The sequence below is a fragment of the Pseudomonas pharyngis genome (genome assembly GCF_021602345.1).
Classification (GTDB): Bacteria; Pseudomonadota; Gammaproteobacteria; order Pseudomonadales; family Pseudomonadaceae; genus Aquipseudomonas; species Aquipseudomonas pharyngis.
The window spans coordinates 719,122-743,189 of sequence record NZ_BQID01000002.1; the positions used below are offsets into that span (position 1 = coordinate 719,122).

25 protein-coding genes and 1 pseudogene are annotated in these 24,068 nt (G+C 59.7%); 16 read left to right on the forward strand and 10 right to left on the reverse strand.

The genetic code is table 11. From position 1 onward, the window contains the following. Nucleotide 1: 1 nt before the first annotated feature. Nucleotides 2-991: pseudogene (ilvA, locus tag L6D74_RS06805) on the reverse strand (threonine ammonia-lyase, biosynthetic); the annotation flags it as partial. Nucleotides 992-1,242: 251 nt separating this feature from the next. Here ilvA and L6D74_RS06810 point away from each other — a divergent pair. Beyond that, complete coding sequence (locus L6D74_RS06810; protein ID WP_236188431.1) at nucleotides 1,243-1,581, forward strand: DUF2834 domain-containing protein; 339 nt, start codon at nucleotides 1,243-1,245, stop codon at nucleotides 1,579-1,581. Here L6D74_RS06810 and L6D74_RS06815 read toward each other — a convergent pair. Beyond that, nucleotides 1,562-2,485, reverse strand: a complete 924-nt coding sequence (locus tag L6D74_RS06815) for a magnesium transporter CorA family protein (RefSeq protein WP_236188378.1) — start codon at nucleotides 2,483-2,485, stop codon at nucleotides 1,562-1,564. The genes L6D74_RS06810 and L6D74_RS06815 overlap by 20 nt on opposite strands. Nucleotides 2,486-2,492: 7 nt before the next feature. Further along, on the reverse strand, nucleotides 2,493-4,067 hold the full coding sequence (locus tag L6D74_RS06820) for a RimK family protein (RefSeq protein ID WP_236188379.1): 1,575 nt from the start codon (nucleotides 4,065-4,067) through the stop codon (nucleotides 2,493-2,495). A gap of 92 nt (nucleotides 4,068-4,159) precedes the next feature. Here L6D74_RS06820 and L6D74_RS06825 point away from each other — a divergent pair, with 92 nt between their 5' ends. Beyond that, nucleotides 4,160-5,263, forward strand: coding sequence for a GNAT family N-acetyltransferase/peptidase C39 family protein (locus L6D74_RS06825; RefSeq protein WP_236188380.1), 1,104 nt, complete (start codon nucleotides 4,160-4,162; stop codon nucleotides 5,261-5,263). Between the two features lie 5 nt (nucleotides 5,264-5,268). On the opposite strand, the gene L6D74_RS06830 is transcribed toward L6D74_RS06825, so the two are convergent. Both L6D74_RS06830 and L6D74_RS06835 read right to left on the reverse strand, forming a co-directional pair. Further along, nucleotides 5,269-6,414: a PQQ-dependent sugar dehydrogenase gene (locus tag L6D74_RS06830; RefSeq protein ID WP_236188381.1), complete on the reverse strand. Its 1,146-nt coding sequence runs from the start codon at nucleotides 6,412-6,414 to the stop codon at nucleotides 5,269-5,271. A 50-nt stretch (nucleotides 6,415-6,464) separates the two neighbouring features. Further along, nucleotides 6,465-6,806: a hypothetical protein gene (locus L6D74_RS06835; protein WP_085646495.1), complete on the reverse strand. Its 342-nt coding sequence runs from the start codon at nucleotides 6,804-6,806 to the stop codon at nucleotides 6,465-6,467. Between the two features lie 191 nt (nucleotides 6,807-6,997). Between L6D74_RS06835 and ku the strand changes: the two genes are divergently transcribed. Then, on the forward strand, nucleotides 6,998-7,858 hold the full coding sequence (gene ku / locus L6D74_RS06840; protein WP_085611670.1) for a non-homologous end joining protein Ku: 861 nt from the start codon (nucleotides 6,998-7,000) through the stop codon (nucleotides 7,856-7,858). Nucleotides 7,859-7,900: 42 nt separating this feature from the next. On the opposite strand, the gene lpxO is transcribed toward ku, so the two are convergent. After that, entirely contained in the window at nucleotides 7,901-8,800 is a 900-nt protein-coding gene (gene lpxO, locus L6D74_RS06845; protein ID WP_236188387.1) for a lipid A hydroxylase LpxO, read from the reverse strand. Nucleotides 8,801-9,192: 392 nt separating this feature from the next. Here lpxO and L6D74_RS06850 point away from each other — a divergent pair, with 392 nt between their 5' ends. Continuing rightward, nucleotides 9,193-10,779, forward strand: a complete 1,587-nt coding sequence (locus L6D74_RS06850) for an ABC-F family ATPase (RefSeq protein WP_039768209.1) — start codon at nucleotides 9,193-9,195, stop codon at nucleotides 10,777-10,779. A gap of 144 nt (nucleotides 10,780-10,923) precedes the next feature. Beyond that, complete coding sequence (locus L6D74_RS06855) at nucleotides 10,924-12,111, forward strand: MFS transporter (RefSeq protein WP_236188388.1); 1,188 nt, start codon at nucleotides 10,924-10,926, stop codon at nucleotides 12,109-12,111. A gap of 4 nt (nucleotides 12,112-12,115) precedes the next feature. Here the strand turns inward: L6D74_RS06855 and L6D74_RS06860 are convergent, their stop codons facing one another. Both L6D74_RS06860 and L6D74_RS06865 read right to left on the reverse strand, forming a co-directional pair. Continuing rightward, on the reverse strand, nucleotides 12,116-13,153 hold the full coding sequence (locus L6D74_RS06860) for an alpha/beta hydrolase family protein (RefSeq protein ID WP_011334022.1): 1,038 nt from the start codon (nucleotides 13,151-13,153) through the stop codon (nucleotides 12,116-12,118). A gap of 235 nt (nucleotides 13,154-13,388) precedes the next feature. Beyond that, entirely contained in the window at nucleotides 13,389-14,000 is a 612-nt protein-coding gene (locus L6D74_RS06865; RefSeq protein WP_236188389.1) for an FMN-dependent NADH-azoreductase, read from the reverse strand. A 127-nt stretch (nucleotides 14,001-14,127) separates the two neighbouring features. Between L6D74_RS06865 and L6D74_RS06870 the strand changes: the two genes are divergently transcribed. Beyond that, complete coding sequence (locus L6D74_RS06870) at nucleotides 14,128-15,036, forward strand: LysR substrate-binding domain-containing protein (protein WP_236188391.1); 909 nt, start codon at nucleotides 14,128-14,130, stop codon at nucleotides 15,034-15,036. Then, on the forward strand, nucleotides 15,033-15,392 hold the full coding sequence (locus tag L6D74_RS06875) for an MmcQ/YjbR family DNA-binding protein (protein ID WP_039768203.1): 360 nt from the start codon (nucleotides 15,033-15,035) through the stop codon (nucleotides 15,390-15,392). Before L6D74_RS06870 ends, L6D74_RS06875 begins: the two co-directional genes overlap by 4 nt. Here the strand turns inward: L6D74_RS06875 and L6D74_RS06880 are convergent. Both L6D74_RS06880 and L6D74_RS06885 read right to left on the reverse strand, forming a co-directional pair. After that, a complete protein-coding gene (locus tag L6D74_RS06880; RefSeq protein ID WP_039768201.1) occupies nucleotides 15,389-15,817 on the reverse strand; it encodes a DUF1294 domain-containing protein in 429 nt (142 codons plus the stop codon). The two genes, L6D74_RS06875 and L6D74_RS06880, sit on opposite strands and share 4 nt — an antisense overlap. Beyond that, a complete protein-coding gene (locus tag L6D74_RS06885) occupies nucleotides 15,814-16,644 on the reverse strand; it encodes an undecaprenyl-diphosphate phosphatase (RefSeq protein ID WP_039768199.1) in 831 nt (276 codons plus the stop codon). The genes L6D74_RS06880 and L6D74_RS06885 overlap by 4 nt, the downstream gene beginning before the upstream one ends. 302 nt (nucleotides 16,645-16,946) lie before the next feature. Here L6D74_RS06885 and L6D74_RS06890 point away from each other — a divergent pair, with 302 nt between their 5' ends. The 9 genes from L6D74_RS06890 to L6D74_RS06930 form a co-directional block, all read left to right on the forward strand. After that, on the forward strand, nucleotides 16,947-18,581 hold the full coding sequence (locus L6D74_RS06890) for a methyl-accepting chemotaxis protein (protein WP_221399635.1): 1,635 nt from the start codon (nucleotides 16,947-16,949) through the stop codon (nucleotides 18,579-18,581). Between the two features lie 81 nt (nucleotides 18,582-18,662). Further along, a complete protein-coding gene (gene pnuC / locus L6D74_RS06895; RefSeq protein ID WP_236188393.1) occupies nucleotides 18,663-19,226 on the forward strand; it encodes a nicotinamide riboside transporter PnuC in 564 nt (187 codons plus the stop codon). Then, nucleotides 19,223-19,747: an AAA family ATPase gene (locus L6D74_RS06900; protein WP_236188395.1), complete on the forward strand. Its 525-nt coding sequence runs from the start codon at nucleotides 19,223-19,225 to the stop codon at nucleotides 19,745-19,747. The genes pnuC and L6D74_RS06900 overlap by 4 nt, the downstream gene beginning before the upstream one ends. A 357-nt stretch (nucleotides 19,748-20,104) precedes the next feature. Continuing rightward, nucleotides 20,105-20,554, forward strand: a complete 450-nt coding sequence (locus L6D74_RS06905) for a hypothetical protein (RefSeq protein ID WP_236188397.1) — start codon at nucleotides 20,105-20,107, stop codon at nucleotides 20,552-20,554. 1 nt (nucleotide 20,555) lies between these two features. Next, complete coding sequence (locus tag L6D74_RS06910) at nucleotides 20,556-21,128, forward strand: hypothetical protein (protein WP_039768194.1); 573 nt, start codon at nucleotides 20,556-20,558, stop codon at nucleotides 21,126-21,128. 70 nt (nucleotides 21,129-21,198) lie between these two features. Continuing rightward, the gene (locus tag L6D74_RS06915; protein ID WP_236188401.1) at nucleotides 21,199-22,188 is read left to right on the forward strand and encodes a heme utilization protein; all 990 of its coding nucleotides are present in this window, start codon (nucleotides 21,199-21,201) and stop codon (nucleotides 22,186-22,188) included. A 63-nt stretch (nucleotides 22,189-22,251) separates the two neighbouring features. After that, nucleotides 22,252-22,932, forward strand: a complete 681-nt coding sequence (locus L6D74_RS06920; RefSeq protein WP_007957477.1) for a C39 family peptidase — start codon at nucleotides 22,252-22,254, stop codon at nucleotides 22,930-22,932. A gap of 43 nt (nucleotides 22,933-22,975) precedes the next feature. Beyond that, a complete protein-coding gene (locus L6D74_RS06925; protein WP_236188402.1) occupies nucleotides 22,976-23,722 on the forward strand; it encodes a hypothetical protein in 747 nt (248 codons plus the stop codon). Nucleotides 23,723-23,767: 45 nt separating this feature from the next. Continuing rightward, nucleotides 23,768-24,068 (forward strand): coiled-coil domain-containing protein (locus L6D74_RS06930; protein ID WP_476748350.1); only part of this gene is annotated, 301 nt, incomplete at its 3' end.

The window sequence follows — 24,068 nt, forward strand, 5'->3', positions numbered from 1 at the left end:
CCGCTCGCTCCGCGACATGACGCAGGCTGTCGAAGTTTATATTGGCGCCAGAATCGATGGCGATGAACGTCTGACTCCGTGCGCCGGTTTGCGCCACGTACTGTTTGATGCCCGCGACCGCCAAAGCACCGGAAGGCTCGGTGATCGAGCGGGTATCGTCGTAGATATTCTTGATCGCCGCGCAGAGTTCGTCGTTGCTGACGGTGATGACCTCATCCACGCAGAAGCGGCAAACCTCGAACCCGTAGGCGCCGATCTGCGCCACCGCCACGCCATCGGCGAATGTACCCACGTTGGGCAGCACCACTCGCTCATCCGCTAGCATGGCAGCCTTCAGGCAGGCCGAGTGCTCCGACTCGACGCCGATGATCCGTACTTCAGGTCGCAGGTATTTCACATACGCCGCGATGCCCGCGATCAACCCGCCACCGCCCACCGGGACGAAGATCGCATCCAGTGCGCCCTGATGCTCGCGCAGGATTTCCATCGCAACCGTGCCCTGGCCAGCGATCACATCTGGATCGTCGAAAGGCGAAACGAACGTTCGCCCAGTCTGCTCAGCCAGTTGCAGCGCGTGAGCCAGGGCAAACGGAAAGCTTTCGCCATGCAATAGCGCCTCGGCCCCACGACTGCTGACGCCCAGCACTTTCAGCTCCGGGGTGGTTGCCGGCATGACAATGCTCGCGGCAATGCCCAGTTCCCGCGCCGCCAGCGCTACGCCTTGCGCATGATTGCCCGCCGAAGCCGTGATCACCCCGCGCGCCTTCTGCTCATCACTCAATTGCACCAGTTTGTTGTAGGCACCACGGATCTTGAAGGAGAACGTCGGTTGCAGGTCTTCGCGCTTAAGCAGGATCCGGTTGCCCAGCGCTTCAGACAGCGCCGACGCCGGTTGCAGCGGCGTGCGCACCGCCAGTTCGTACACCGGCGCGGCGAGGATCTTTTTCACGTACTGCTCAAGCAGGGCTTGCTGGGCGGGGCTGTAGCGCATGGTCGTCTCCTGACGTTTGATTCGTAACCCCGGAGACAGAAAGTAAAAACCCGCCTCTAGGGCGGGTTGGGTGCTGCAGTCGTGAGCTAGCCCGCCAAATGAGGAATGGCGGTAATAATGCTTGGCTGGCAGCGCAATACGGTGGAAGTCATGGCCCCGAAATTAGCCCGGGTGCTGCGGGCAAGTCAATGGCGAATTTTACGCCGGGTCTGTAGGCTGGCCTCTCGCTCATCTGCCCAAGGAAGGAATACCTGATGTCCATCGCCCTGCCCCTCACCGCTTTGATCGCCTTTGGCGGCTATACCGTTTCCGTGATGCTTCAGGCCGAACAGTCGCTGATCGACTTCGGCATCAGCCTGATGTCGCGGCCCGACACCGCGCAGGTGGTGATCGATCTCTATCTGCTGGCAACCTTGGCGGGCGTCTGGATGTACAAGGATGCGCGCAAGCGCGGGCAGTCGGGCTGGTCGGTGGTGCCGTATCTGTTGCTGACGGCGGTGTTTATTTCAGTCGGGCCGTTGTTGTACCTGATGGTACGGGGCCTGCAGGATCGCAAACGTCCGGCCGCCGTCATTTCGCCAGACGCCTGAGCCCGAACAGCATCCCACCCGCTCCCACAAGCATCGCCGCGAGAAATAACGGGTACGACACCCACCACGGCGTGCCGGCGGTCATCATGCTGAATTCCGACATGCCTCCAATGCTCGCGATCAGGTTGAGCGGCAGGAATACCACGTTGATCAGCGTCAGTTTGCGCAGCAGATTGTTCATGCTGTTGTTCATCAGGTTGCCCCGGGCGTCGATCAGCCCGGAGAACACCGTCGAATAGATTTCCGCCTGCTTGTAGCACTGGTTGTTTTCGATGATCAGGTCGTCGATCAGGCCGATGGCTTCGCTGCCGAAGTGCTGCTTTTCCGCGTGATTGCGCAGCCGCGTGAGCACCGCGCCGTTGCTGTGCAAGGCATTGATGTAATAGATCAGGCTTTCGCTGAGGTTGAACATCTGCACCAGATGCTGGTTCTGCATCGAGGCGTTGAATTTCTGCTGCAATTCCCGGGCGACCAGTTTGATCACCTTCAGATGCCCGAGGTAGTGATGGATGTTGTTGAACAGCAAATCCAGCAACACATCCAGCGGCGTGTTCAATGGCTGGCGGGTGCCGACACCGTGCAGCGGCGTGTCGTCGGTTGCGATGACCAACAACTGGCCCGGCGAGAACAGCAAACCGCAGGACGACACCTCGAATGCCAGGCTGCCGCCTCCGGAATAGTTCTCGGGGCGTTTCCAGATCAGGAACAAGTGATCGGGGTGAAACTCGATCCGTGACACCTCGTCCGGGTCGAGCGCCGAGGCCAGCGCGTGTTCATCGAGTTTGAAGTGACTGTGGAGCAAGTCGCGCTCGGCGGCGTCCGGGTCGCTGAACAGCATCACCTCGGCGTCCAGCCGCTCGACCCGCTGCAAGGCGCCGTGATTGAGTACAAAGCTGTTGATCATCGGCCGGTCACCAGGCCTGGCCGCGGCGTTTGAGTTCGAGACGCCGCACGAACTCTTCCAGTACCAGCGAATACAGATCGTCTTGCAGGTAGGCGTCTTCGATGCCGGCGTCGAGGTTCGGGTTGTCGTTGACCTCGATCACCACCACTTTGTCGCCGGCCTGTTTCAGATCGACGCCATACAAGCCGTCGCCGATCAGGTTGGCGGTCTTCACCGCCAGTTCCACCACCGCGCGCGGCGCTTCGTGGATCGCCAGCGTGCGGCATTCGCCGTTGACGTCCTGACCCTTGGCCTTGTGGTTGTAGATCTGCCAATGGCCCTTGGACATGAAGTACTGGCAGGCAAAAATCGGTTTGCGGTTGAGCACGCCGATGCGCCAGTCGTACTCGGTGTAGAAGAATTCCTGGGCCAATAACAGCACCGAATGTTCGAATAGCTCGGCGGTGGCTTCCAGCAGGGCCTCTTGGCTCTCGACCTTGATCACGCCACGGGAGAAACAGCCATCCGGGATCTTCAGCACCAACGGAAAACCGAGGCGTTCGCCGACCCGTTCGAAGTCTTCGGGTCGCTCCTTGTAGAGAATTTCCGTGGCGGGCATGCCCAGTTGATGGCTGTTGAGCAAGTCGGTTAGGTAGACCTTGTTGGTGCAGCGCAGGATCGACGTCGGGTCGTCCATCACCACCAGCCCTTCACTTTCGGCTTTCTTGGCGAAGCGATAAGTGTGGTTGTCGACGCTGGTGGTCTCGCGGATCAGCAGGCCGTCGTACTCGGCCAGCCTTGCGTAGTCCTTGCGTTCGATCAGCTCGACATCGATGCCCATGCTTTTGCCGACCCGCACGAAGTTTTCCAGTGCGCGGGCGTTGGATGGCGGCAAGGCTTCCTGCGGATCATGCAGGATCGCCAGGTCATATCGCGCCACTTGCGGCGAACGCGGTACACGCCAGATCTTGCGACTGAAGCCGTCCAGCGCATTGGCGAACTGATCTTCCTGATCGTCGCGCAACTTGTGCAAGGCGCCAGACTTTATACCTTCGATGTGCCAGCCGTTAGTTCGACGAAACTCAACTAACAGAATCGGACACGGGAATACTTCAAACAATTGCCGGGCCAGATCCTGCAACGGCTCTATATGCGTTCTGCCGAAATAAAGTGTCAGCGTAAAACCTTCAGTGTCGCTGTAGAGATGATGGCTGAGGGCTTTTTCCAGGGTTTTATCCAGGTCATCCAGCGCCAGACCGTAAAGGGATTTTCGGGTCAGTTCGCTGATGGTGCGTACCGACGGAATCACCTTGTGCCCTCGAGCCTCCGCCAGCAGAGAGCAATAGTAGCCGTGGCCCAGGTACTTGTAGCTGCGGCACAGATTGATCACCTGCACCCGTTTTCCCGGCTCGCTGTCGGGCGGTTGTTCGAGATATTCCTGGGCCGTCAGGATGTCTTCGCTGGGAAAGTACGAGGCCCAGTCTTCCTTGCGTTCGACGATGATCAACACTTGACTGGACGTTCTGATCTGCGGTTTTAAATAAGTTGCCGGTGGCAAACTTTGACTGGATACTTCGCGCCAATGACCCTGTACCGCTGACATAGAAATTGATCCGTTGGAGAACAAGACCTTTTCTATTAAGCACGAAGTTTTTCGAAAGTCCCGTTTCGTTACGCAACTTTTACGGTGGTCATATGAATGCTGTTTTTCGCCTGGCGGTCGTTGATGATTTGCCAGCGTTGCTCACGCTGGAGATGCACTGCTTCACCACGGACCGGCTCACACGCCGCAGTTTCCAATGGATGATCACCCGGGCCCACGGGCAATTGTGGGTGGCCGAACGCGAGGGTCAACTGGCCGGTTATGCGCTGGTGCTGTTTCATCGCGGCACCTCGCTGGCCCGTCTGTATTCCATTGCGATTGCTCCCGAGGCGCGCGGCGGTGGTCTGGGCAAGCAATTGCTGCAACGGATCGAGGCCTGTGCGCTTGAGCACGACTGCGCCTATCTGCGGCTGGAAGTGCGCACCGACAACCCCGCCGCCATCGCCCTGTACGAGCGTAACGGCTACCGGCGCTTTGCACTGATCCATGACTACTACGAGGATCACGCCGACGCGCTGCGTCTGGAGAAACGCATTCTCCAGCATCGCGACTCACGCAATATCAAGGTCCCCTATTACCGACAAACCACCGATTTCACCTGCGGCCCGGCCTGCTTGCTGATGGCCATGGGCGCGTTGCAGGCCGATCGTTTGCTGGAGCGGCGCGAGGAATTGCAGTTGTGGCGCGAAGCAACCACGGTGTTCATGACGGCCGGCCATGGCGGTTGCAGCCCGCAAGGCTTGGCTCTGGCGGCCTGGCGCCGGGGTTTCAGAGTGCGATTGCAACTGAGCATGACCGGGCCGCTGTTTCTCGACGGCGTGCGCGATGCGCATAAAAAAGACGTCATGCGCCTGGTCCATGACGAGTTCATGGCGCAACTGAACGACACCGATGTCGATCAGGTCATCGGCGTAACGCTGGATTTACCCACACTGCTGGCCAACGGTGGACAACCCCTGGTGCTGATCAGCAGTTATCGGCTAACCCGTTCCAAGTCGCCGCACTGGGTGATCGTCACCGACTGCGACGAAGACTTCGTCTACCTGCACGACCCGGATGTCGACCACAGCCAGCATCGCCAGCCCATGGACTGCCAGCACGTGCCGGTCAGCCATGGGGAGTTCGAGAAGATGTGCCGCTTCGGTCGTGGCAAGTTGCGGGCGGCGGTGGTGCTCTACGCTCGCTCACCCGCGTGAAGGGTTCATTTGAGTCCGATCTTGTACAGCGAACCGTCGGACTCATCGGTCAGCACATACAGGTAACCATCCGGCCCTTGGCGCACATCACGGATCCGCTGTTTCAATTCGCCGAGCAAGCGTTCTTCATGCACCACTTTGTCGCCGTCGAACTGCAAGCGGATCAGCTCCTGCGTCACCAGCGCACCGATGAACAGATTGTGCTGCCACGGCTTGAAGCGATCGGCGTCGTAGAACGCCATGCCGGTGACGCCCGGGGATTTTTCCCAGACATGGTGCGGCCCGACCGTGCCTTCGGCGGTCTTGCCCTTGGCTTCCGGGATCGGTTGCATGGAGTAGTTGATGCCGTGGGTCGCCAGCGGCCAGCCGTAGTTCTTGCCGCGTTCGATGATGTTCACCTCGTCGCCACCGCGTGGGCCGTGTTCGTTTTCCCACACCGTTCCGGTCCATGGATTGAGCGCGGCGCCCTGGGGATTGCGGTGGCCGTAGGACCAGATCTCCGGGCGCACGCCGGACTGGCCGACAAAGGGATTGTCGTCCGGCACCTTGCCGTTGGGGTAGATCCTCACGACCTTGCCTTGCAACTTGTCCAGGTCCTGCGCGGTCGGGCGGTCGTTGTTTTCGCCCAGGGTGATGAACAGATAACCGTCCCGGTCGAACACCAGCCGCGAGCCGAAGTGATTGCCGACCGACAGTTTCGGTTCCTGACGGAAAATCACGTTGAAGTCCTTCAGGGTTTTCAGGTCATCCGACAGGCGTCCGCGCCCGACCGCCGTTCCGGCCTTGTCACCCGCTCCGCCGCCCTCGGCATAGGACAGGTACACGAGGCGATCCTGTTTGAAATCCGGTGACAGCACCACATCGAGCAATCCGCCCTGCCCCTTGGCCCAGACGTCTGGCACACCGGTGATCGGCGCAGACAGCTTGCCGTCGGCATCCACCACGCGCAGGTTGCCGGGACGTTCGGTCACCAGCATGCCCTGGCGATCAGGAAGGAAGGCCAGAGCCCATGGGTGCTCGAGGCCCTGGGTAATCGTTGTGACTTCAAGGGTGCCCTGCTCGCTTTGCAGCTCTTTGGGAGCGGCGGCGAACGCCGGGGCGGCGATCAGTGCACTGGCACACAGGCCGGCCAGAAGGGTTTTACGCAACATGCACGATTCCTTTTGTTCGTTTGAAGGGCTGACAGAAGCGGTTATGCCATTCAACGGTTGCTCCCGCTGTCACGGGCTGGAGGGTTGGGGATGAAGGTGGGTGGCGTGCTCGGCACGGAGCGCAGCGGCTGACCATTGCCGATACCGCGATTTTCCAGGGTCGGCGGCCGTGGCACCGGCACCGTGTTCGGCCCGCGAACGGGCGGAGTGCCGGGCTGGGTGCCCTGCATGCTGTTGGGGTTCGCCCGGCGGATCGGGCTGTTGTAGGGGTTGTTGCTGTTGCCGGTCGGACTTTGTGCCAGCAACAGCGATGTATGGCTTATTGCGCCATCGGCGTGAACCAGCCCGCCACTGAGGGCGAGCAACGCAATGCCAAGCAGGAAACGGTTCATGAACGGCCTCTTTCGGTGCGCAGGGACTAGAGCCTTCGAGTCCACGCTACGCCGTGGGTTCGCATTTGTTAACCCGTCACCGCTAAACAAGATGTAACACGGCTTGACCTGACGTTTAGCGGCACCCAGCAAACAACGGAAACTTTTACGCAGGGCCACGGGTCACCCGAACATCACTCGGAGAACAGCACATGGCTCGGGCAATCTGGAAAGGCGCAATCAGTTTCGGTCTGGTCCACATCCCCGTGGCGCTGGTCTCGGCGACGTCATCCCAAGGCGTCGACTTCGACTGGCTCGACAGCCGCAGCATGGACCCGGTCGGCTATAAACGGGTCAACAAGGTCACCGGCAAGGAAGTCACCAAAGAGCACATCGTCAAAGGTGTTCAGTTCGAAAAAGGCCGCTATGTGGTGCTCAGCGAAGAAGAGATCCGCTCGGCACACCCGGTTTCGACCCAGACCATCGATATCTTCGCCTTTGTCGACAGTGAACAGATCCCGCTGCAGAACATCGACACGCCCTATTACCTGGCTCCGGACAAGCGTGGCGGCAAGGTCTATGCCTTGCTGCGTGAAACCCTGAGCAAAACCCGGAAGGTCGCCCTCGCCCGAGTGGTTTTACATACGCGCCAATACCTGGCGGCGCTGATGCCTCTGGAGTCGGCGCTGGTGCTGGTGAAGTTGCGCTGGCCGCAGGAAGTGCGCAGCCTGGACGAACTTGAGCTGGGCAGCGAAGTGACCAAGCCGCAACTGGCCAAGGGCGAGCTGGACATGGCCAAACGGCTGGTGGAAGACATGACAGCGGACTGGACGCCCGAGGATTACAACGACGAGTTCGAAGACAAGATCATGGCGCTGGTGGACAAGAAGGCCCATGAAGGCAAGATCGAAGACGTTGAAACCGTTTCCGCTGAAGAAGAGCGCAAATCGGCAGATGTTATCGACCTGACCGAACTGCTCAAGCGCAGCCTCGGCGGGAAAGCCCCGGCCAAACCGGCGAAGAAGACCGCCAGCAAGACCACAGCGGCGAAGAAGACTAAAAAAGCGTCGTGAAAATGAAATCGGGCGACTGTCTTTCAACAGTCGCCCGATTCGTCAGATCAGAATGAAGATCGCCAGCAGACCGCCGAAGATCGCCCACTTTTCCATGTAGTAGAGCTTGCGATTGCGTTTTTTCAACTCTTTGCCGCGCAGGCGAATCTTGTAGATCCTAGTAAACAAGCGGTTGATCCCACCGGTGCGGTCACCCGCATCGTTCGGTGCACCGGCCGCCGACATCACGGTGCGGCTGAACCAGCCGTTGAACGCCGCTGCCCAGCGAAACTTCATCGGTCGTTCAACGTCACAGAACAGGATGATGCGGTTCTGGTCGGTGGTGTTTTCCGCGTAATGAATGAACGTCTCGTCGAACATCACCGCTTCACCATCACGCCAGTGATAATTCTCGCCATCGACGTTGATGTAGCAACCGGCGTCGTTCGGCGTTTCCAGGCCAAGGTGATAGCGGTACGAACCGGCGTACGGATCGCGGTGACGCACCAGTTTCGAGCCCGGTGGCAATTCTGCAAACATCGCAGCCTTGATTGAGCCGATGCTCTGCACCAACTCAGTGGTGCGCGGGCACAGTTGAAGCGCCGACGGGTGGCTGTCGCCGTACCACTTCAGGTAGAAACGCTTCCAGCCAGTCTTGAAGAACGAGTTGAAACCGACGTCGTCGTACTGGTTCGAGCGCTTGATCTCGCCGGCACGCAGCAGGTTACGACCTTCTTCACGGATTTCTTCCCAGTGGGTCTGCAACGGAGTCAGATCGGGAAAGTCCTTTGGATCAAGGTAAGGCGTGTTGGGCTTTTTCGAGAACAGATAAAGGAAGCAGTTGATCGGTGCCAGGAACGAGGAGTGATCGCTCAGTTGACGACCGAGTTTGTGGCGTACGCGACCGCGCAGGTGAACATACGCAATGGAAATGACATATACAGCGGCAATGATGAGTTTCACGGAAATCGTCACACGTCAGAAGTGAACAAACTGCGCGCCTTTCGGGCTGTGGCCCAAGGTCTGTGGCAGTGGTCTGAAATCAAAAAAAACGTCCCGGTGGCGCATCCTTGAGCCCATGCCGGACAAGGCATTGGGTGAATGGATGGCATTTTAGCCACAGTTTGTAACCAATAGTGAACCTTCATCTGTGAAAAACTGTCTCGCGATTGCGCCAAACGGCAATCGGAATGTCACCGCCCTATCGTTTAAAGAGCCAGACCAGTACAATCGCCGCCAAACTTTACGCGCCCCCCTTGGTTGATGACGGGATTGCCCCGCCTCAGCGCACTTCGACTCGGGCCAAGCGCTCCGGCTGCACCCTCGCTACTCAGCACGCTTCGCAGGAAAAACCTTTGATTTCTACAGCTAACATCACCATGCAGTTCGGCGCCAAGCCGCTGTTTGAAAACGTTTCGGTCAAATTCAACGGCGGCAACCGCTACGGCCTGATCGGCGCCAACGGTTGCGGCAAGTCGACCTTCATGAAGATCCTCGGCGGCGACCTCGAGCCGTCCGGCGGCCAGGTCATGCTGGAGCCGAATGTACGCCTGGGTAAATTGCGCCAGGATCAGTTCGCCTACGAAGAATTCACCGTGATCGACACGGTGATCATGGGTCACGAAGAGCTGTGGAAGGTCAAGGCCGAGCGCGACCGCATCTACTCGCTGCCGGAAATGAGCGAAGAAGACGGCATGGCCGTGGCCGAGCTGGAAACCGAGTTCGCCGAGATGGACGGCTATACGGCCGAATCCCGCGCCGGTGAACTGCTGCTGGGTCTGGGTATTCCGCTGGAACAGCATTTCGGCCCGATGACCGAAGTCGCGCCGGGCTGGAAACTCCGCGTTCTGTTGGCTCAGGCACTGTTCTCCGATCCGGAAGTGCTGCTGCTCGACGAACCGACCAACCACCTGGACATCAACACCATCCGCTGGCTGGAAACGATTTTGACGGCGCGTAACAGCACCATGATCATCATTTCCCACGACCGTCACTTCCTGAACAGCGTCTGCACCCACATGGCCGACCTGGACTACGGCGAGCTGCGTCTGTTCCCGGGCAACTACGACGAGTACATGACCGCGGCGACTCAGTCCCGCGAGCAACTGCTGTCGGACAACGCCAAGAAGAAAGCCCAGATTGCCGAACTGCAGACGTTCGTCAGCCGCTTCTCGGCCAACGCCTCGAAAGCCAAGCAGGCCACTTCCCGCGCCAAGCAGATCGACAAGATCCAGCTGGCCGAAGTCAAGCCATCGAGCCGCGTGAGCCCGTTCATCCGTTTCGAACAGACCAAGAAGCTGCACCGCCAGGCCGTGACCATCGAGCAGATGTCCAAGGGCTTCGACGGCAAGACCCTGTTCAAGAACTTCAGTTTCACCGTTGAAGCCGGCGAGCGCGTAGCCATCATCGGCCCGAACGGTATCGGCAAGACCACCCTGCTGCGCACGCTGATGGGCGAACTGACCCCGGACGCAGGTTCCGTGAAGTGGACCGAAAGCGCGGAGCTGGGCTACTACGCTCAGGACCACGCCCACGATTTCGAAGACGACGTCAGCCTGTTCGACTGGATGGGTCAGTGGACTCAGGGCGAGCAAGTGATCCGTGGCACCCTGGGTCGCATGCTGTTCTCCAACGACGAGATCCTCAAGTCGGTGAAGGTGATTTCCGGTGGTGAGCAAGGCCGCATGCTGTTCGGCAAGCTGATCCTGCAAAAGCCGAACGTGCTGGTAATGGACGAACCGACCAACCACCTGGACATGGAATCGATCGAGGCGCTGAACCTGGCGCTGGAAAACTACCCGGGCACGTTGATTTTCGTCAGCCACGACCGTGAGTTCGTATCGTCCCTGGCCACCCGCATCATCGAGCTGAGCCCGAACGGTGTGACCGACTTCAGCGGCACCTACGACGACTACCTGCGCAGCCAAGGCGTGGTGTTCTAAGTCGAATCGAGCGGTAAACAGAAAGCCCTGTCCTTGTGACAGGGCTTTTTTTTCGTCGAGGAAAAGATCGTTAGCCTGCTTCCTTTTAATCCAGCGCCACGCCATGATGCGGACTCTCCCACCGCCGCCCGCGAACGAGTCCTCATGTCTGCGCAGCAACAGCCACCGCAAAGCTCCCTGGCGATCACCCTGCAGATCGTCTCCATCGTTTTCTATACCTTTATTGCCTTCCTCTGCATCGGCCTGCCGATTGCGGTGCTGCCCGGCTACGTGCACGAGCAATTGGGTTTCAGTGCCGTGATCGCGGGGCTGGTGATCGGTTCGCAATACCTGGCCACCCTGCTCAGCCGGCCAATGGCCGGGCGCATGTCGGACACCATCGGCACCAAACGGGCGATTGTTTATGGTTTGTCGGGGATTGTGCTCAGCGGTGTGCTGACGCTGGTTTCGACGTTGCTGCAGAGCTTGCCGCTGTTGAGCCTGTCGATCCTGATTGTCGGTCGCCTGTTGCTGGGGATTGCCCAGGGCCTGATCGGCGTCGGCACCATCAGTTGGTGCATGGGCCAGGTCGGTGCCGAACACACCGCGCGCTCGATTTCGTGGAACGGCATCGCGTCCTATGGCGCGATTGCCATTGGCGCGCCGTTGGGCGTGGTGATGGTCGCCGACTATGGCTTCGAAAGCCTTGGCATTGCGCTGTCGCTACTCGCGGCCGGCGCCTTGCTGCTGATCCGCAATAAGCCCTCGGTGCCGGTGGTACGCGGTGAACGCCTGCCGTTCTGGGCGGTGTTCGGACGGATTGCTCCGTTCGGCGCCAGTCTGAGCCTGGCGTCGATTGGCTATGGCACGCTGACCACCTTCATCACCCTGTATTACCTCAATCGCGGCTGGAGCGGCGCTGCGTATTGCCTGACGGTGTTCGGTGTGTGTTTCATCCTTTCGCGGCTGCTGTTCATTTCCGCCATCGGCCGTTTTGGCGGATTCACCTCGGCGATTGCCTGCATGACCATCGAAACCGTCGGCCTGGTCATGCTGTGGCTGGCGCCCTCGACCGCGTATGCCTTGGTCGGCGCCGGTCTGGCCGGGTTCGGCCTGTCGCTGGTATACCCCGCGCTGGGCGTCGAGGCGATCAAGCAGGTGCCCAACTCCAGTCGTGGTGCCGGGTTGAGTGCTTATGCGGTGTTTTTCGATCTGGCGCTGGCGATTGCCGGCCCGATGATGGGCGCGGTGGCGTTGAACCTGGGCTATTCGTGGATTTTCTTCAGTGCGGCCGTGCTGTCCGTGACCGGACTGGCGTTGACCTTGCTGCTCAAGCGCCGGGCCATGGCGTAAACGCTCACTGATCCGCCGTCTGCATCCCCGCGCGTGTCGGCCTGCCCAAGGCATGGGAGAAGAATCGCCCGGCCTCGGAAATCAGGTTGCGGTGGATGTCTTCGCGGTCCACGCCATCGGCATCGGTGCACAAGGCGGGCATCGCACGAATCTGCTCTTCATTGCATGGCGCCATGAACACGAAGTGCCCTGCCCCGGCCAGCAATTTGAAGTCGGGTGCGGTCGGCAGCTTGCGCGCCAGGGCCGCAGCGTTTTTATCGAAGGCCACCAGTTTGTCGCCATCACCGCTGTAGAGCAGCACCGGCACATGCACATCAGCCAAAGTGTGACGACCAAACTTCAGGCTCAGCGGCGCCATCAGCAGCAACGCATGCACGCGCGGATCGGCTACCGGTTGCAGATCGTCGCGGTCGACAATCAGCTCGCCCTGGGTGTTGCAGGCGTCGCGGTCGTCCGGGCGCTCCTGGCAGTAACGGCGCAGGCGATCCAGATCCGGCTGCGCGCCGGACAGAATCAACGCCGTTTCGCCGCCCGCCGAATAGCCGATCACGCCAACCTGCTCGGCGTTCACGTACGGCGCGAGCATGCGGTCGCCCAGCGTGGCGGTAATGGCTTCGGAAATCTGGATCGGCCGGCCGTAGAGATTGCTCAACGTGCCGAGGCGGCTGTGATCCTTGGAGTTATCGCCGGGGTGAATCACCGCCACCACCACGAACCCCTTGCGTGCCAGTGACGTAGCCAGGTCGTGCAGCGCCAGCGGCGTGCCGGTGTTGCCGTGAGAGAGCATAAGCATCGGGAAACGGCCGATGGCGACTTTGGTGTCTTCGCCGGCCTCGACCGAATAGCCTTCGAGCAGGCTCAGGTGTTCGCGGTCGCTGGAGGGATAGAACGCGATGGCGCGCATCGGTTGCAGGTCGAGCGGATCGAGGAATGTCATCTCGTGATAGCCGACGCTCCAGCGCGGGTGCTGCCCGGGCGCAGCGTGCACTGAATTCAGGCTGCCGAGCAGGCAAATCAGTAACGCTGCACAAAGACGCATCATGGGATGCCCCACCCTGTTGTTACTCAATCGAAAGATCCGTTGTGTTCGACGCCCGAAATTCCGAAATTCGGTACCCCGGCGCGGCGTTGCACTCAGACGTTGATCATCAGACTGCATAACCCGGGCCAGATTATGTAACAGTCAGAAACAAAAAACTCCGTATCTGGCCCTTGCGGAACCAGAATACAGAGTTTTTTGGAATTTGCCTGAACAGGAGCTGTTCTTTACGCAAGCCTTACGCGGCGGCGAACAGCTGCTCGCTGATCTTCGCTTGCGCGGCGCTCATGGCGTTGTTGCGCACTTCTTCGCCGTAGGCCAGGCCTTCGGCACGCACGACTTCGATGTCGGTGATGCCGAGGAAGCCAAAGACCAGTTTCAGGTAGTCTTCGTGTGCCACGCCCGAAGCTTGACCGGCGTGGATGCCGCCAGCGGTGGAAACGATCACTACTTTCTTGCCGCCGCACAGGCCTTCAGGGCCGGCTTCGGTGTAACGGAAGGTCTGGCCGGCGACGGCGATGCGGTCGATCCAGGCTTTGAGCTGGGTCGGCACGGTGAAGTTGTACATCGGTGCAGCGACGACGATGGCGTCAGCGGCGATGAATTCGGCCAGGGTGGTGGCGCTCAGTTCGGCTTCGTGCTGTTGTGCGGCGTTGCGCAGTTCAGCGGTGGTGCCGGCGGCAATCAGGGTGGTCGACGAGAAGTGGCTGATGGCGTCAGCGGCCAGATCGCGGTAGGTCACGACAGCGCTTGGCTCGGCGGCTTGCCAGGCTTTAGTGACTTGACTGCTCAGCTGACGGGAAGCGGAGTTGTCGCCCAGAATGCTCGAATCGATGTGCAGCAGTTTCATGTGGAATCTCCTGGAATGAATCGCCGGTGGCGACGGAATGGAGACAATCCTACCGACGAAACCAATAGCTGATTAGACGGCAACAATGCGATAGTTTGTCCCACTGATAGAACAGTCGGTTTTCCCCATGCAAGACCTCAACGATCTCTACTATTTCGCCAAAGTGGTCGAGGCTGGCGGTTTCGCCGCCGCCGGCCGCTTGCTCGGCATTCCCAAGTCACGCCTGTCGCGGCGCATCGCCGAGCTGGAAGAACGCCTTGGCGCACGTTTGCTGCAACGCACCACCCGCCAATTGAAGCTGACGGCGGTCGGCGAACGCTATCTGCGTCACTGTCAGGCCATGCTGCTGGAAGCGGAAATGGCCGATGAAACAGTGGCCAGCATGTCCAGCGAGCCTCGCGGACGCTTGCGGGTTTCCAGTCCCACGGGGCTGGCCCATGAAATGCTCCCGGTGGTGATCAGCAATTTCCTTGGCAAATACCCTCAGGTGCAGCTGGAAGTCACCCTGATCAATCGACGGGTCGACCTGATCACCGAAGGCATCGACGTGGCCCTGCGCGTGCGCGAACACGGCGATGAAGAACCGATGCTGGTGACCCGCCGCCTGCGTCAGGCGCAGATGGTGGTGGTCGCAAGCCCTTCCTTTATGCAGGGCGTGGCAATCAATCATCCGCAGGACCTGAAGAACCTGCCGGTGCTGGGCGCTCTGGAAGCCGATCGCATGGTGCATGTGCGCCTGCTCGATCAGCACGGCAAGAGTTGCGATCTGGCGCTGGAAGCCCGGCTGGGCATCGACGACTTCATCGTGCGCAAGGCCTGTGTGCTGGCCGGCCAGGGTTTCACCCTGTTGCCGATGATGTATTGCGAAACGGAACTGAACAACGGCACGCTGGTGCAGTTGTTGCCGGACTGGTCACTGCCCGGCGGCTGGCTGCAAGCGGTGTATCCGCATCGGCGCGGGGTGATGCCGGCGGTGCGCGCGTGGATCGATCATCTGGTCGAATCGTTCAATGCCTGTGGAGAACGGCTGTTATGAAACAAGGAAAGATGAGCGAACAGGATGTCGCGGACTTCTGCCTGGCCCTGCCCGGTGCCAGGGAAGACTACAAATGGGGTGGCGTGCGAGTGTTTTCGATTGCCGGCAACAAGATGTTCGCCTTGCAGGGGCTGCGCGGTGATTCGCTGGCGTTCAAGGTCGACAAGGACCTGTTTCTCGGTCATTGCGACCGGCCGGGCATTCACCCGGCGCCGTACCTTGCCCGGGCGCAATGGATCATCATGCACCCGCCCTACCCGCTGGGCGCCGAGGAACTGCAAGGCTTGCTGCAGCGTTCCCACCAACTGGTGGTCAGCAAGCTGCCCAAGCGCTTGCAGGTCGGGCTGCTGCTTTAGAACAACGCCAGGAGGTTCGAACCGAGAAACAACTGATCGATCCAGAACACCTGATGCAAAGCCACAATCATCCAGAACAACACCTGAAACGACACCTTGCGCGTCTTGTGCCGGAAGACCTGCTGGGCGATCAACGCGCCCGGCCAGCCACCGGCCAGTTCCACCGCGTGCAGGATGTTTTCCGGTGTGCGCCAAGCGTCGGCGCGGGCCTTGCGCTTGTCCGCCCAGTACAGGAAAAACGCCAGCACGCTGACCAGCCCGTAGGCCGTCAGCGGCACCAGGGAAATCCCGCGCAGCCACATCGACAATGAGCCGAACAGTGGCAGCGCGCAGACGATCAGCAGCACCACCAGTTTCAATTTCAAGTGCTGGATATTGCCACCGGAAGGACCGCGATCCGGGCGGCGTGCGCGGGAATCACTCATGGCTTGGCTGCCGTCCAGTCGACCCAGCCGAACTGCCACGTTGCCAGAATCACCAGACCGAAGACAATCCGGTACCAGGCAAACGCCGCGTAGCTATGGCTGCCGATGAACTTGAGCAGGCCGCGCACCGCGATCATGGCGAAGATAAACGCGGTGACGAAACCGATGGCGAATACCGGGAAGTCCGCCGGTACGAACAGGTCGCGATACTTGTAGCCCGAATACACCGCCGCACCGACCATGGTCGGCATCGCCAGGAAGAACGAGAACTCGGTGGCGGTCTTGCGCGACAGGCCGAACAACAGGCCGCCGATGATGGTCGAGCCGGAGCGCGAAGTGCCGGGGATCATCGCCAGGCACTGGGCGAAGCCGATCTTCAGCGCATCCGTCCAGCGAATCTCGTCGACCGTTTCGGCGTGCACTTCATGCTGACGCTGCTCGGCCCACAACATCACGATGCCGCCCACCACCAGCGCGGCGGCCACGGTGATCGGATTGAACAGGTAGTGGTGAATCAAGTCGGCGAAGACCACTCCCAGCACCACGGCGGGCAGGAAGGCGATCAGCAGGTTGGCGGTGAAGCGCCGCGCACTTGGCTGGGTCGGCAGGCCAATGACCACGTCGAGAATCTTGCGTCGGAATTCCCAGACCACCGCGAGAATCGCACCAAGCTGGATGATGATGTTGAACGCCATGGCCCGCTCGCCTCCGAAATCGAGCAAGTCGGCAACAATGATCTGGTGTCCGGTACTGGAAATGGGCAAAAACTCCGTCAGCCCCTCTACAACTCCTAGAATCAGTGCCTGCAAGGCCGTCCAAAGATCCATCAATCCCCCAGAGAGCGATGCACAGAGGCATGCCCCGATAGTATTTTTACGTTCACTGCGTTCAGCGTAGCTGGTTAAAGCTGTACCGATTCCGCGCGCACAGGATCCACACGAAACAGTCAAAATTCCGTGAAAAATCAATTTCGATTCAGGTTTTCACGCGCGGGGCCGAAATCCTAACAGACAAGCCGTAATAGCGCTGCCGCGTTCTACGACTTGGGTCGCGTATGCCCGGTCACCGAAACGTGGTTGGATGCTGGCGGTGGTTTATTACAAGAAAAAGAATCCGGAGTGACAGCGTTATGAACAGCTTGCGCAGTGTGTCGATCAGCCGACGCTTGTGGCTCATCTTGATTGTGGCCGTGGTCATGCTGTTGACGTTGGGCGTGTTGATGCTCAAGCAGATCCATGATGACCTCTACCACGCCAAGGCCCAGAAAACCCAGCATGTGGTGCAGACCGCCAGCGGTTTGCTGACTTACTACCAAGGCCTCGAAGCCGCAGGAACCCTGACCCGCGATGTGGCACAGAAACAGGCGCTGACCGCGATCCGTGGCCTGCGCTATGACCAGAACGACTATTTCTGGATCAACGACCTCACGCCCGTGATGGTCATGCACCCGACCAATCCCAAACTCGAAGGCCAGAACCTCTCGACGATCCGCGACCCGGACGGCTTTGCGGTGTTCAATGAAATGGTCGCCATCGCCAAGGCCAAGGGCGCCGGCATGGTCGACTATCGCTGGCCCAAGCCCGGTGCCAGTGAACCGGTGGCCAAGACCTCTTACGTGAAATTGTTCGAGCCATGGGGCTGGGTCATCGGTTCGGGCGTGTACGTCGACGACGTGCAGGCCGAGTTCCAGGACCAGGTGATCAAGGCATCCGTGGTCGGACTGGTCATCGCGGTGATCATGGCGCTGCTGGTGATTCTGATTGCCCGCAGCATCGTTCGTCCGTTGCAGGAAACCGTGAACGCCATGGCCAACATCGCCAGCGGCGAAAGCGATCTGACCCGCAGCCTCGACACCCACGGCCAGGACGAAGTCACTCAGTTGGCGCATCACTTCAATGCCTTCACCGCCAAACTGCGCCGGGTGATCGGGGACTTGCAGCTATCCGCCAGTGCATTGGGCCAATCGTCCAGCGAGCTGGGCAACGATGCTGCGCAGGCCCAGCAACGCAGCCAGCAGCAGTCGCAGCAGATGGAGCTGGTAGCCACTGCCGTCAACGAAGTGACCTACGGCGTACAGGACGTGGCGAAGAACGCCGAACACGCCGCCAGCGAAATGCGTGACGCCGAAGCCCAGGCCCAGCAGGGCCAGATCAACATCGACGGCAGCCTGCAACAGATCGACAAGCTCTCCGGCACCATCGATCAAGCGGTGGAAGTCATCCGCACGCTGGCGACTGAAAGCACACAGATCGGCAGCGTGCTGGAGGTGATCCGCTCGATCGCCGAGCAGACCAACCTGCTGGCCCTCAACGCCGCGATTGAAGCGGCTCGGGCCGGCGAACAGGGTCGCGGTTTTGCGGTGGTGGCCGACGAAGTGCGTTTGCTGGCGCAGCGCACGCAGAAGTCCACGGCGGAAATCCAGACGATGATCGAACGCCTGCAAAACCACTCCGAAGCCGCCGTAAAGGTGATCGGCGACAGCAGCAAGGCTTCGCAACTGACCATCGAACAGGCGGGTCTGGCCAGCGCCAGCCTGAACGCGATCGGCCAGGCCCTGCGTAACCTCAACGGCTTGAACGCCTCGATTGCCAGCGCAACGCTGCAGCAGGCGCACGTGGTCGAAGACATCAATCAGAACGTCACCCAAGCGGCGGGCCTGTCCCACAGCACCGCGCTGGCGGCCGAGCAGTCGAGCGTGGCGAGTGTGAAACTCGGCCAGCTCAGCGAACAACTGAACGGGCTGCTGCGCCAGTTCCGCGTCTGATCCCTGCAACAGGTGGGAACTCGTTTCCCACCTGTTTTTCGGTACAATCCGCTCCCTTCCCAACTCCCCCAAGGATCCTGCATGTCCGGGCTAGAACTGTTTGCCGCCGCCCTCGGCGTGATCGCCGTGTGGCTCACGGTCAAACAGAATCCGTGGTGCTGGCCGATCGGACTGGTCATGGTGTCGCTCTACACCTGGGTTTTCCTCGAGGTGAAACTGTATTCGGACATGCTGCTGCAGGTCGTGTATGCCGGGCTGCAAATCTATGGCTGGTGGCAATGGACGCGGGCCGGGACGATGCATGACGGGCGCGAAGTCAGCCGGCTCGACAATCGCTCGATTGCGCAGGGCCTGGCCATCGGTGCGGTCGGCAGTCTGCTGCTGGGCGCGGCCATGGCCCATTGGACCGACGCGGCGCAACCGTGGTTCGACGCAGCGCTGACCGGTTTCAGCCTGGTCGCGCAATTCTGGATGGCCCACAAACGCCTGCAATGCTGGGCGCTGTGGTTCGTGCTGGATGTGATCTTCGTCGGACTGTTCCTCTATAAAGGGCTGTACCTCACGGCGGCGCTGTATGCCCTGTTCACCCTGATCGCGGTGCAAGGCTGGCGCGAATGGCGTGCCGATCCGGCGTTGCAACGATGAAAGTGATTGTCCTGACCGGTCCCGAGTCTACGGGCAAGAGCTGGCTGGCGGCCGGGATTCAACAGCAGTTCGGCGGTTTGCGGGTGGACGAATATGTGCGCTGGTTCATCGAGCAGAACCCTCGGGATACCTGCCTGGCCGACATCCCCGAGATCGCGCGCGGCCAGTTGCAATGGGAAGACGCAGCACGCGCGCAGCAGCCGCGCCTGTTGATTCTCGACACGCATCTGCTGAGCAACATGCTGTGGAGCCAGACGTTATTCGGCGAGTGCCCGCCCTGGCTGGAAACCGAGTTGCTGGCCCGTCATTACGACCTGCACCTGCTCCTGTCCCCGGAGCAGATCGAATGGACGGACGACGGTCAGCGCTGCCAGCCCGACTTGAGCGAACGACTCGCGTTCTATCAGGCGACCCGCACATGGCTGGAAAACCATCACCAACCCTTGCAGATCATCAAGGGCGACTGGGCCGAACGCCAGCAGCGGGCCTTCGATGCGGTGCACACCTTGCTCGCGAACTGACCCGATTTGCGGGGCGTATGACCCGCCGTATCCCCCTGCTTTGGGGGAAAAGTGTCCATTCCTGAAACACTCCTTCAGGTGCAAAGTGCCCGTCTCAAGGCCCTTCATCCCTTTGTCATCCGACTTGTTACGCCACTGAAACACCTGCGCGCAAACCCTTGGTCCAGAGCTTTGCACTGTCTTTAACGGGTTGCGCAGGCAGTGTTTTGTTTCATCGATGAAACAGCTGTTGTATCAGCCCCACGCTCAATCCACTCAACACATTGAAACTCAAAGACATTTCAAAAGCGGCACAGCTTTCGCTCTCTCCTTCACAACGCTGACCAGGCCCAGCCCACTGAAGAAGGAATTGCCGCCGTGGGGAATATCAAAAAAGCCTTTACCTGCCTTCTGCTGATCGGATCAGCCGCCAGCCCGTTTCTCAGTTTCAACGTTCAGGCCGAAGGCAACGGCGTGATCGTGCTCAATCGTGATGTCCAGCCGATCCCGATCGGTCGCAGCGGTGGCAAAGACCCCTATCCGACCACTGTCAATGCCAACCCGTCTGCCCGCATCAATTCGACGCTCAGCAATACCGAACTCAGTGATGGTGACTTTGCCCGTATAGCCAGCGGCTCTTCCATCCGCGGCAACATCAACACCCCCAGCTCAAACCTGCCCGGCATGAACAACCTGACCAACCAGAACGGCCTGCCCGGCATGAGCGGCGGTCATGGCGGCGGTGCCGGCAGCTCGATTTCCAATACCGTAAACCGCGCGATGAGTTCCGGTCTCGCTCCGTTGACCCGCATGGCTGGAGGCCAGTGACATGAATCGTTCCCTGCTCCTGCTTGCCCTGCTCGGTTGCTCCAGTGTGATGGCCGATCCCAGCGCTGTGAACAACGCGAACATTCAAGACTCCGGTGCTCAGTACCGCGGCAACTTCAACGTCAACCAGGCCGCTGGCGATCAGATGCAGCAGGCCAACGTCAAGGCGATTGCCATTGGCACCGAGTCCCACGCCAGGACCAGCGTGCAGCAGAAAATCGACACCCCCGCCGACCGCTCGATCAACGCGAGCGCCAACATCGGCGGCACCTCTTTCAGTAACGGCAACGGGATCCTTGGCGTGAACCAAGGCGCCGGGGCCAACAACCAGATGGCCAACGTCACGCGCGTCAGCATCAGTGCTGGCCCGCAGGCCGTTGACGATAGCGCCCTTTCCCAACAGAACGTGGCGTTGTTACCGAGCTCAGGAGCAACTGGCACCTCACCCGGCAGTCGCCAGGTCACGACAAGTGATCAGGCCTTCACCGGCAGCCGAGGGGTAATCCAGGTGAACCAGAGTGCCGGGGTGGGGAACCGAATGGCTAACACCCTGAGCATCCGGGTCGCTGACTGACCCAAACAACAAAAGCAGTGCAATTAGAAAGTACCAACACTTAACCAACTAATAAGCACGGAGAAACACCATGAAACCTACAATGGCCCTCAAACCACTGGTTTTCGCACTCGCAGCAGTGATGGCAATCGCAGCACAGGCAGGCGGTCGTGATGATAATCACGGTCATGGTAACGGGCATGGCAACCATGAACCAAAAGGCCCAACCCTGGAACAACTGCTGCAAATCGGCGCTGGCGCCGGGGCGGCAGTGCTCGACACGCAAAGCAGCTCTGGCAATCTGGTCGGCAACCAAGGCACCAAAAATGATGCCTCCGTCCGCGACTCGGCCAATGGCACCAACGGCAACGTTGGCATGAACAACACCGCCGGCGATGGCAACCAGCAAGACAATGCCGCCGCTCTGGCAACTGCCGACGAAAGTTTCATCTTCGGCTCTGCGGTGTCGGTCTCCAGCGCAACTCAAGTCAACGCCAACAACGCCGTTGCGAACTACTCCACCACAAACAACGCCAACCTCAACAACGTGGGTAACGGCGGTTCCGGCAACATTGGCGTGAACAACAGTGCCGGCAACTTCAACCAACAGAAAAACAACCTGGCAATTGCTGTATCGGGTGGTCGTGTAGCTAACGCCGCTGCTGCTGCGAACCAAACCTCCACTGGCCTGACCGTAGCCAACAACGGCACTCAAACCTACAAAAAAGATACCCTCACCGGTACTTTCGCCGGGGCTGGCGCGTTCTACGCGAAGGGCACTGCAAAAATCGAAGACGACGATCACGGTCATGGCGGATATGGCAATAACGACAGAGGCCATGGTGGCGACAAAGATCAAAAAGCCAAATTCGAAGCAGTGGGCGTCTTTGGCCTGGCAGGTGTGACCACTCAACAAGTGATGACCCCTGATGGCTGGAAAAACCCTGTGACCAACAACGCTTCCATCTCCAATGTTGGTAACAACTTCTCGGGTAACGCTGGTTACAACAACGCCGCTGGTGTTGGTAACCAACAAAGCAACTCGCTGTCCATCGCCGCAGGTTGCAAAGCCTGCATGTAATCGCGATCGAAACGAAAGCCCCGGAAACGGGGCTTTTCCTCAGTCCGCAAAGGCGTATCGATCATGCGTAAGACTGCCCTCCTCGCTCTGCTTTGCTTCTGCGGCCTGACCCAGGCTGCCCAGATGCCCGTTGCCGCCCTGCCTGGCGGCACACTCGTCTACAAGAACGTGCAAAGCATTCGTGAGCGCAAGTTTGCCGACATCGTCGAACAGAAAACCGACTTCAGTTGCGGCGCCGCCGCTCTGGCGACGGTATTGCGCCAGGCCTATTGGCTCGACGTCGATGAAGAGCACATCATCAAAGGCATGCTGGTCAACGCTGACCAGGACCTTGTCCGTACTCAAGGTTTCTCCATGCTCGACATGAAGCGCTACATAGAAAGCATCGGCATGCGCGCCAGGGGCTACAAGATTCCACCGGAAAAACTCGACGCAGTCACGATCCCGGTGGTGGTACTGATGGAAATTCGCGGCTACAAGCATTTCGTGGTGATGCAGCGGGCGGACAAGGATTGGGTTTACATCGGAGACCCGGTTTTAGGACACAAACGCTACTCCCATGATGACTTTGTCAAAGGTTGGAACGGCATTGTCTTTGCCATCGTCGGCCCCGGATATGACAAGGCCAATGCCTTGCGCAGCCCTCCGGTACCGGTGACGGCCAAAAACAAGCTGGATGCCTTCAACCCGGTCAAAGATGCTGAATTGATGGACTTCGGGTTCATACAGAGCGACTTCTTTTAATCGCCGATTACAAGAGTGGGGCTGGATGTCCCGGGAGCAGCAGATGAAAACCTCATACTGGCTGGCCGCCGCCTGCCTGGCAGCAAGCGCGTCAGGCTATGCCAATGCAGGATTCAAACCCATCGAAATCAAGGACCAGGAGCTCGCAGAGCTGCGCGGTCGTTATGTCATGCCGGGCCGGATCATCAGCTTCGGTGTCGTCATGAGCAGTACCTGGCGCAACGCCAGTGGAGATCTGATCGGGGCATCGGCCTCGATGCAATTGCAGGCCGCTTCGGTCAAACCTGAATTCTACGTCTCGACCATCAAGGAACACGGCAATGGCAGTACCCCGGAACTGGGGACTGGCTCGGTCGTGGGTGGCGCGGCACTCAACTCAAGCCAGGGCGTGACGCAGAGTGTGCGCGCCGCTGGCGACGGCAACTCCGCCTACAACAACGTTGCGATCAACGTCAAAGAAGCCAGCCAGGCACCTGCGCTGATGCCTGCCCAGGGCCAGGCCTTGATGGCCGGCCAGACCATTTCCGGCAGCAATGGCGCCGGCAGTGTCGCTGTTTCAGCCACGAATGGCGGTGTGCAAATGGCCATTCAGGCCTCCGGCAATCAGGGGACAGCCTTGCAACAAGTCGCCCAGGGCGGACTGCTGCAAAACACCCGTTTGCTCGGTAACGCAAACGTAGTCAACAACCTGACCCAACTCAACGTTGTCCTGAACAATAACGGCATGACTGCCGGCGCACTGGACTGCAACCTGACTCAACTCAGGGCACTACGCAATATCGGATATTGAACTACGCTGAGTCTCGATCATTGGGCTTAAAGGGACGGCTTATTCATGTATCGATCAGTATCACTGCGTGCTGCTGTATGTTTGAGTACTCTTCTACCCGCGGCGATGCTGCAAGCAGCACCCGACGCCGATGTAGAAGCCCTGAAACAGGAACTTCTGGAGCTTAAGCAACGATACGAAGTACAACAGAAAGCCCTGGCGGTACTCGAACAACGGGTCCGCCAGGTTGAAGAACAACCCGCCTCTCCGCCCCCAAAACGCCTGGCCAAATCGCCTTCGGACATGAAAGGCAACCGGGTGGCTGCAGGGGCCGGGGCTGCAGCCACCCGGTTGCCTTTCATGTCCG

Coding starts and splice junctions, on each gene's coding strand:
- L6D74_RS06815 (WP_236188378.1), bottom strand. CDS start 2,485: ATGATCAACAGCTTTGTACTCAATCACGGCGCCTTGCAGCGGGTCGAG.
- L6D74_RS06820 (WP_236188379.1), bottom strand. CDS start 4,067: ATGTCAGCGGTACAGGGTCATTGGCGCGAAGTATCCAGTCAAAGTTTG.
- L6D74_RS06825 (WP_236188380.1), top strand. CDS start 4,160: ATGAATGCTGTTTTTCGCCTGGCGGTCGTTGATGATTTGCCAGCGTTG.
- L6D74_RS06830 (WP_236188381.1), bottom strand. CDS start 6,414: ATGTTGCGTAAAACCCTTCTGGCCGGCCTGTGTGCCAGTGCACTGATC.
- L6D74_RS06835 (WP_085646495.1), bottom strand. CDS start 6,806: ATGAACCGTTTCCTGCTTGGCATTGCGTTGCTCGCCCTCAGTGGCGGG.
- ku (WP_085611670.1), top strand. CDS start 6,998: ATGGCTCGGGCAATCTGGAAAGGCGCAATCAGTTTCGGTCTGGTCCAC.
- L6D74_RS06855 (WP_236188388.1), top strand. CDS start 10,924: ATGTCTGCGCAGCAACAGCCACCGCAAAGCTCCCTGGCGATCACCCTG.
- L6D74_RS06860 (WP_011334022.1), bottom strand. CDS start 13,153: ATGATGCGTCTTTGTGCAGCGTTACTGATTTGCCTGCTCGGCAGCCTG.
- L6D74_RS06865 (WP_236188389.1), bottom strand. CDS start 14,000: ATGAAACTGCTGCACATCGATTCGAGCATTCTGGGCGACAACTCCGCT.
- L6D74_RS06870 (WP_236188391.1), top strand. CDS start 14,128: ATGCAAGACCTCAACGATCTCTACTATTTCGCCAAAGTGGTCGAGGCT.
- L6D74_RS06875 (WP_039768203.1), top strand. CDS start 15,033: ATGAAACAAGGAAAGATGAGCGAACAGGATGTCGCGGACTTCTGCCTG.
- L6D74_RS06880 (WP_039768201.1), bottom strand. CDS start 15,817: ATGAGTGATTCCCGCGCACGCCGCCCGGATCGCGGTCCTTCCGGTGGC.
- L6D74_RS06885 (WP_039768199.1), bottom strand. CDS start 16,644: ATGGATCTTTGGACGGCCTTGCAGGCACTGATTCTAGGAGTTGTAGAG.
- L6D74_RS06890 (WP_221399635.1), top strand. CDS start 16,947: ATGAACAGCTTGCGCAGTGTGTCGATCAGCCGACGCTTGTGGCTCATC.
- pnuC (WP_236188393.1), top strand. CDS start 18,663: ATGTCCGGGCTAGAACTGTTTGCCGCCGCCCTCGGCGTGATCGCCGTG.
- L6D74_RS06900 (WP_236188395.1), top strand. CDS start 19,223: ATGAAAGTGATTGTCCTGACCGGTCCCGAGTCTACGGGCAAGAGCTGG.
- L6D74_RS06910 (WP_039768194.1), top strand. CDS start 20,556: ATGAATCGTTCCCTGCTCCTGCTTGCCCTGCTCGGTTGCTCCAGTGTG.
- L6D74_RS06915 (WP_236188401.1), top strand. CDS start 21,199: ATGAAACCTACAATGGCCCTCAAACCACTGGTTTTCGCACTCGCAGCA.
- L6D74_RS06920 (WP_007957477.1), top strand. CDS start 22,252: ATGCGTAAGACTGCCCTCCTCGCTCTGCTTTGCTTCTGCGGCCTGACC.
- L6D74_RS06925 (WP_236188402.1), top strand. CDS start 22,976: ATGAAAACCTCATACTGGCTGGCCGCCGCCTGCCTGGCAGCAAGCGCG.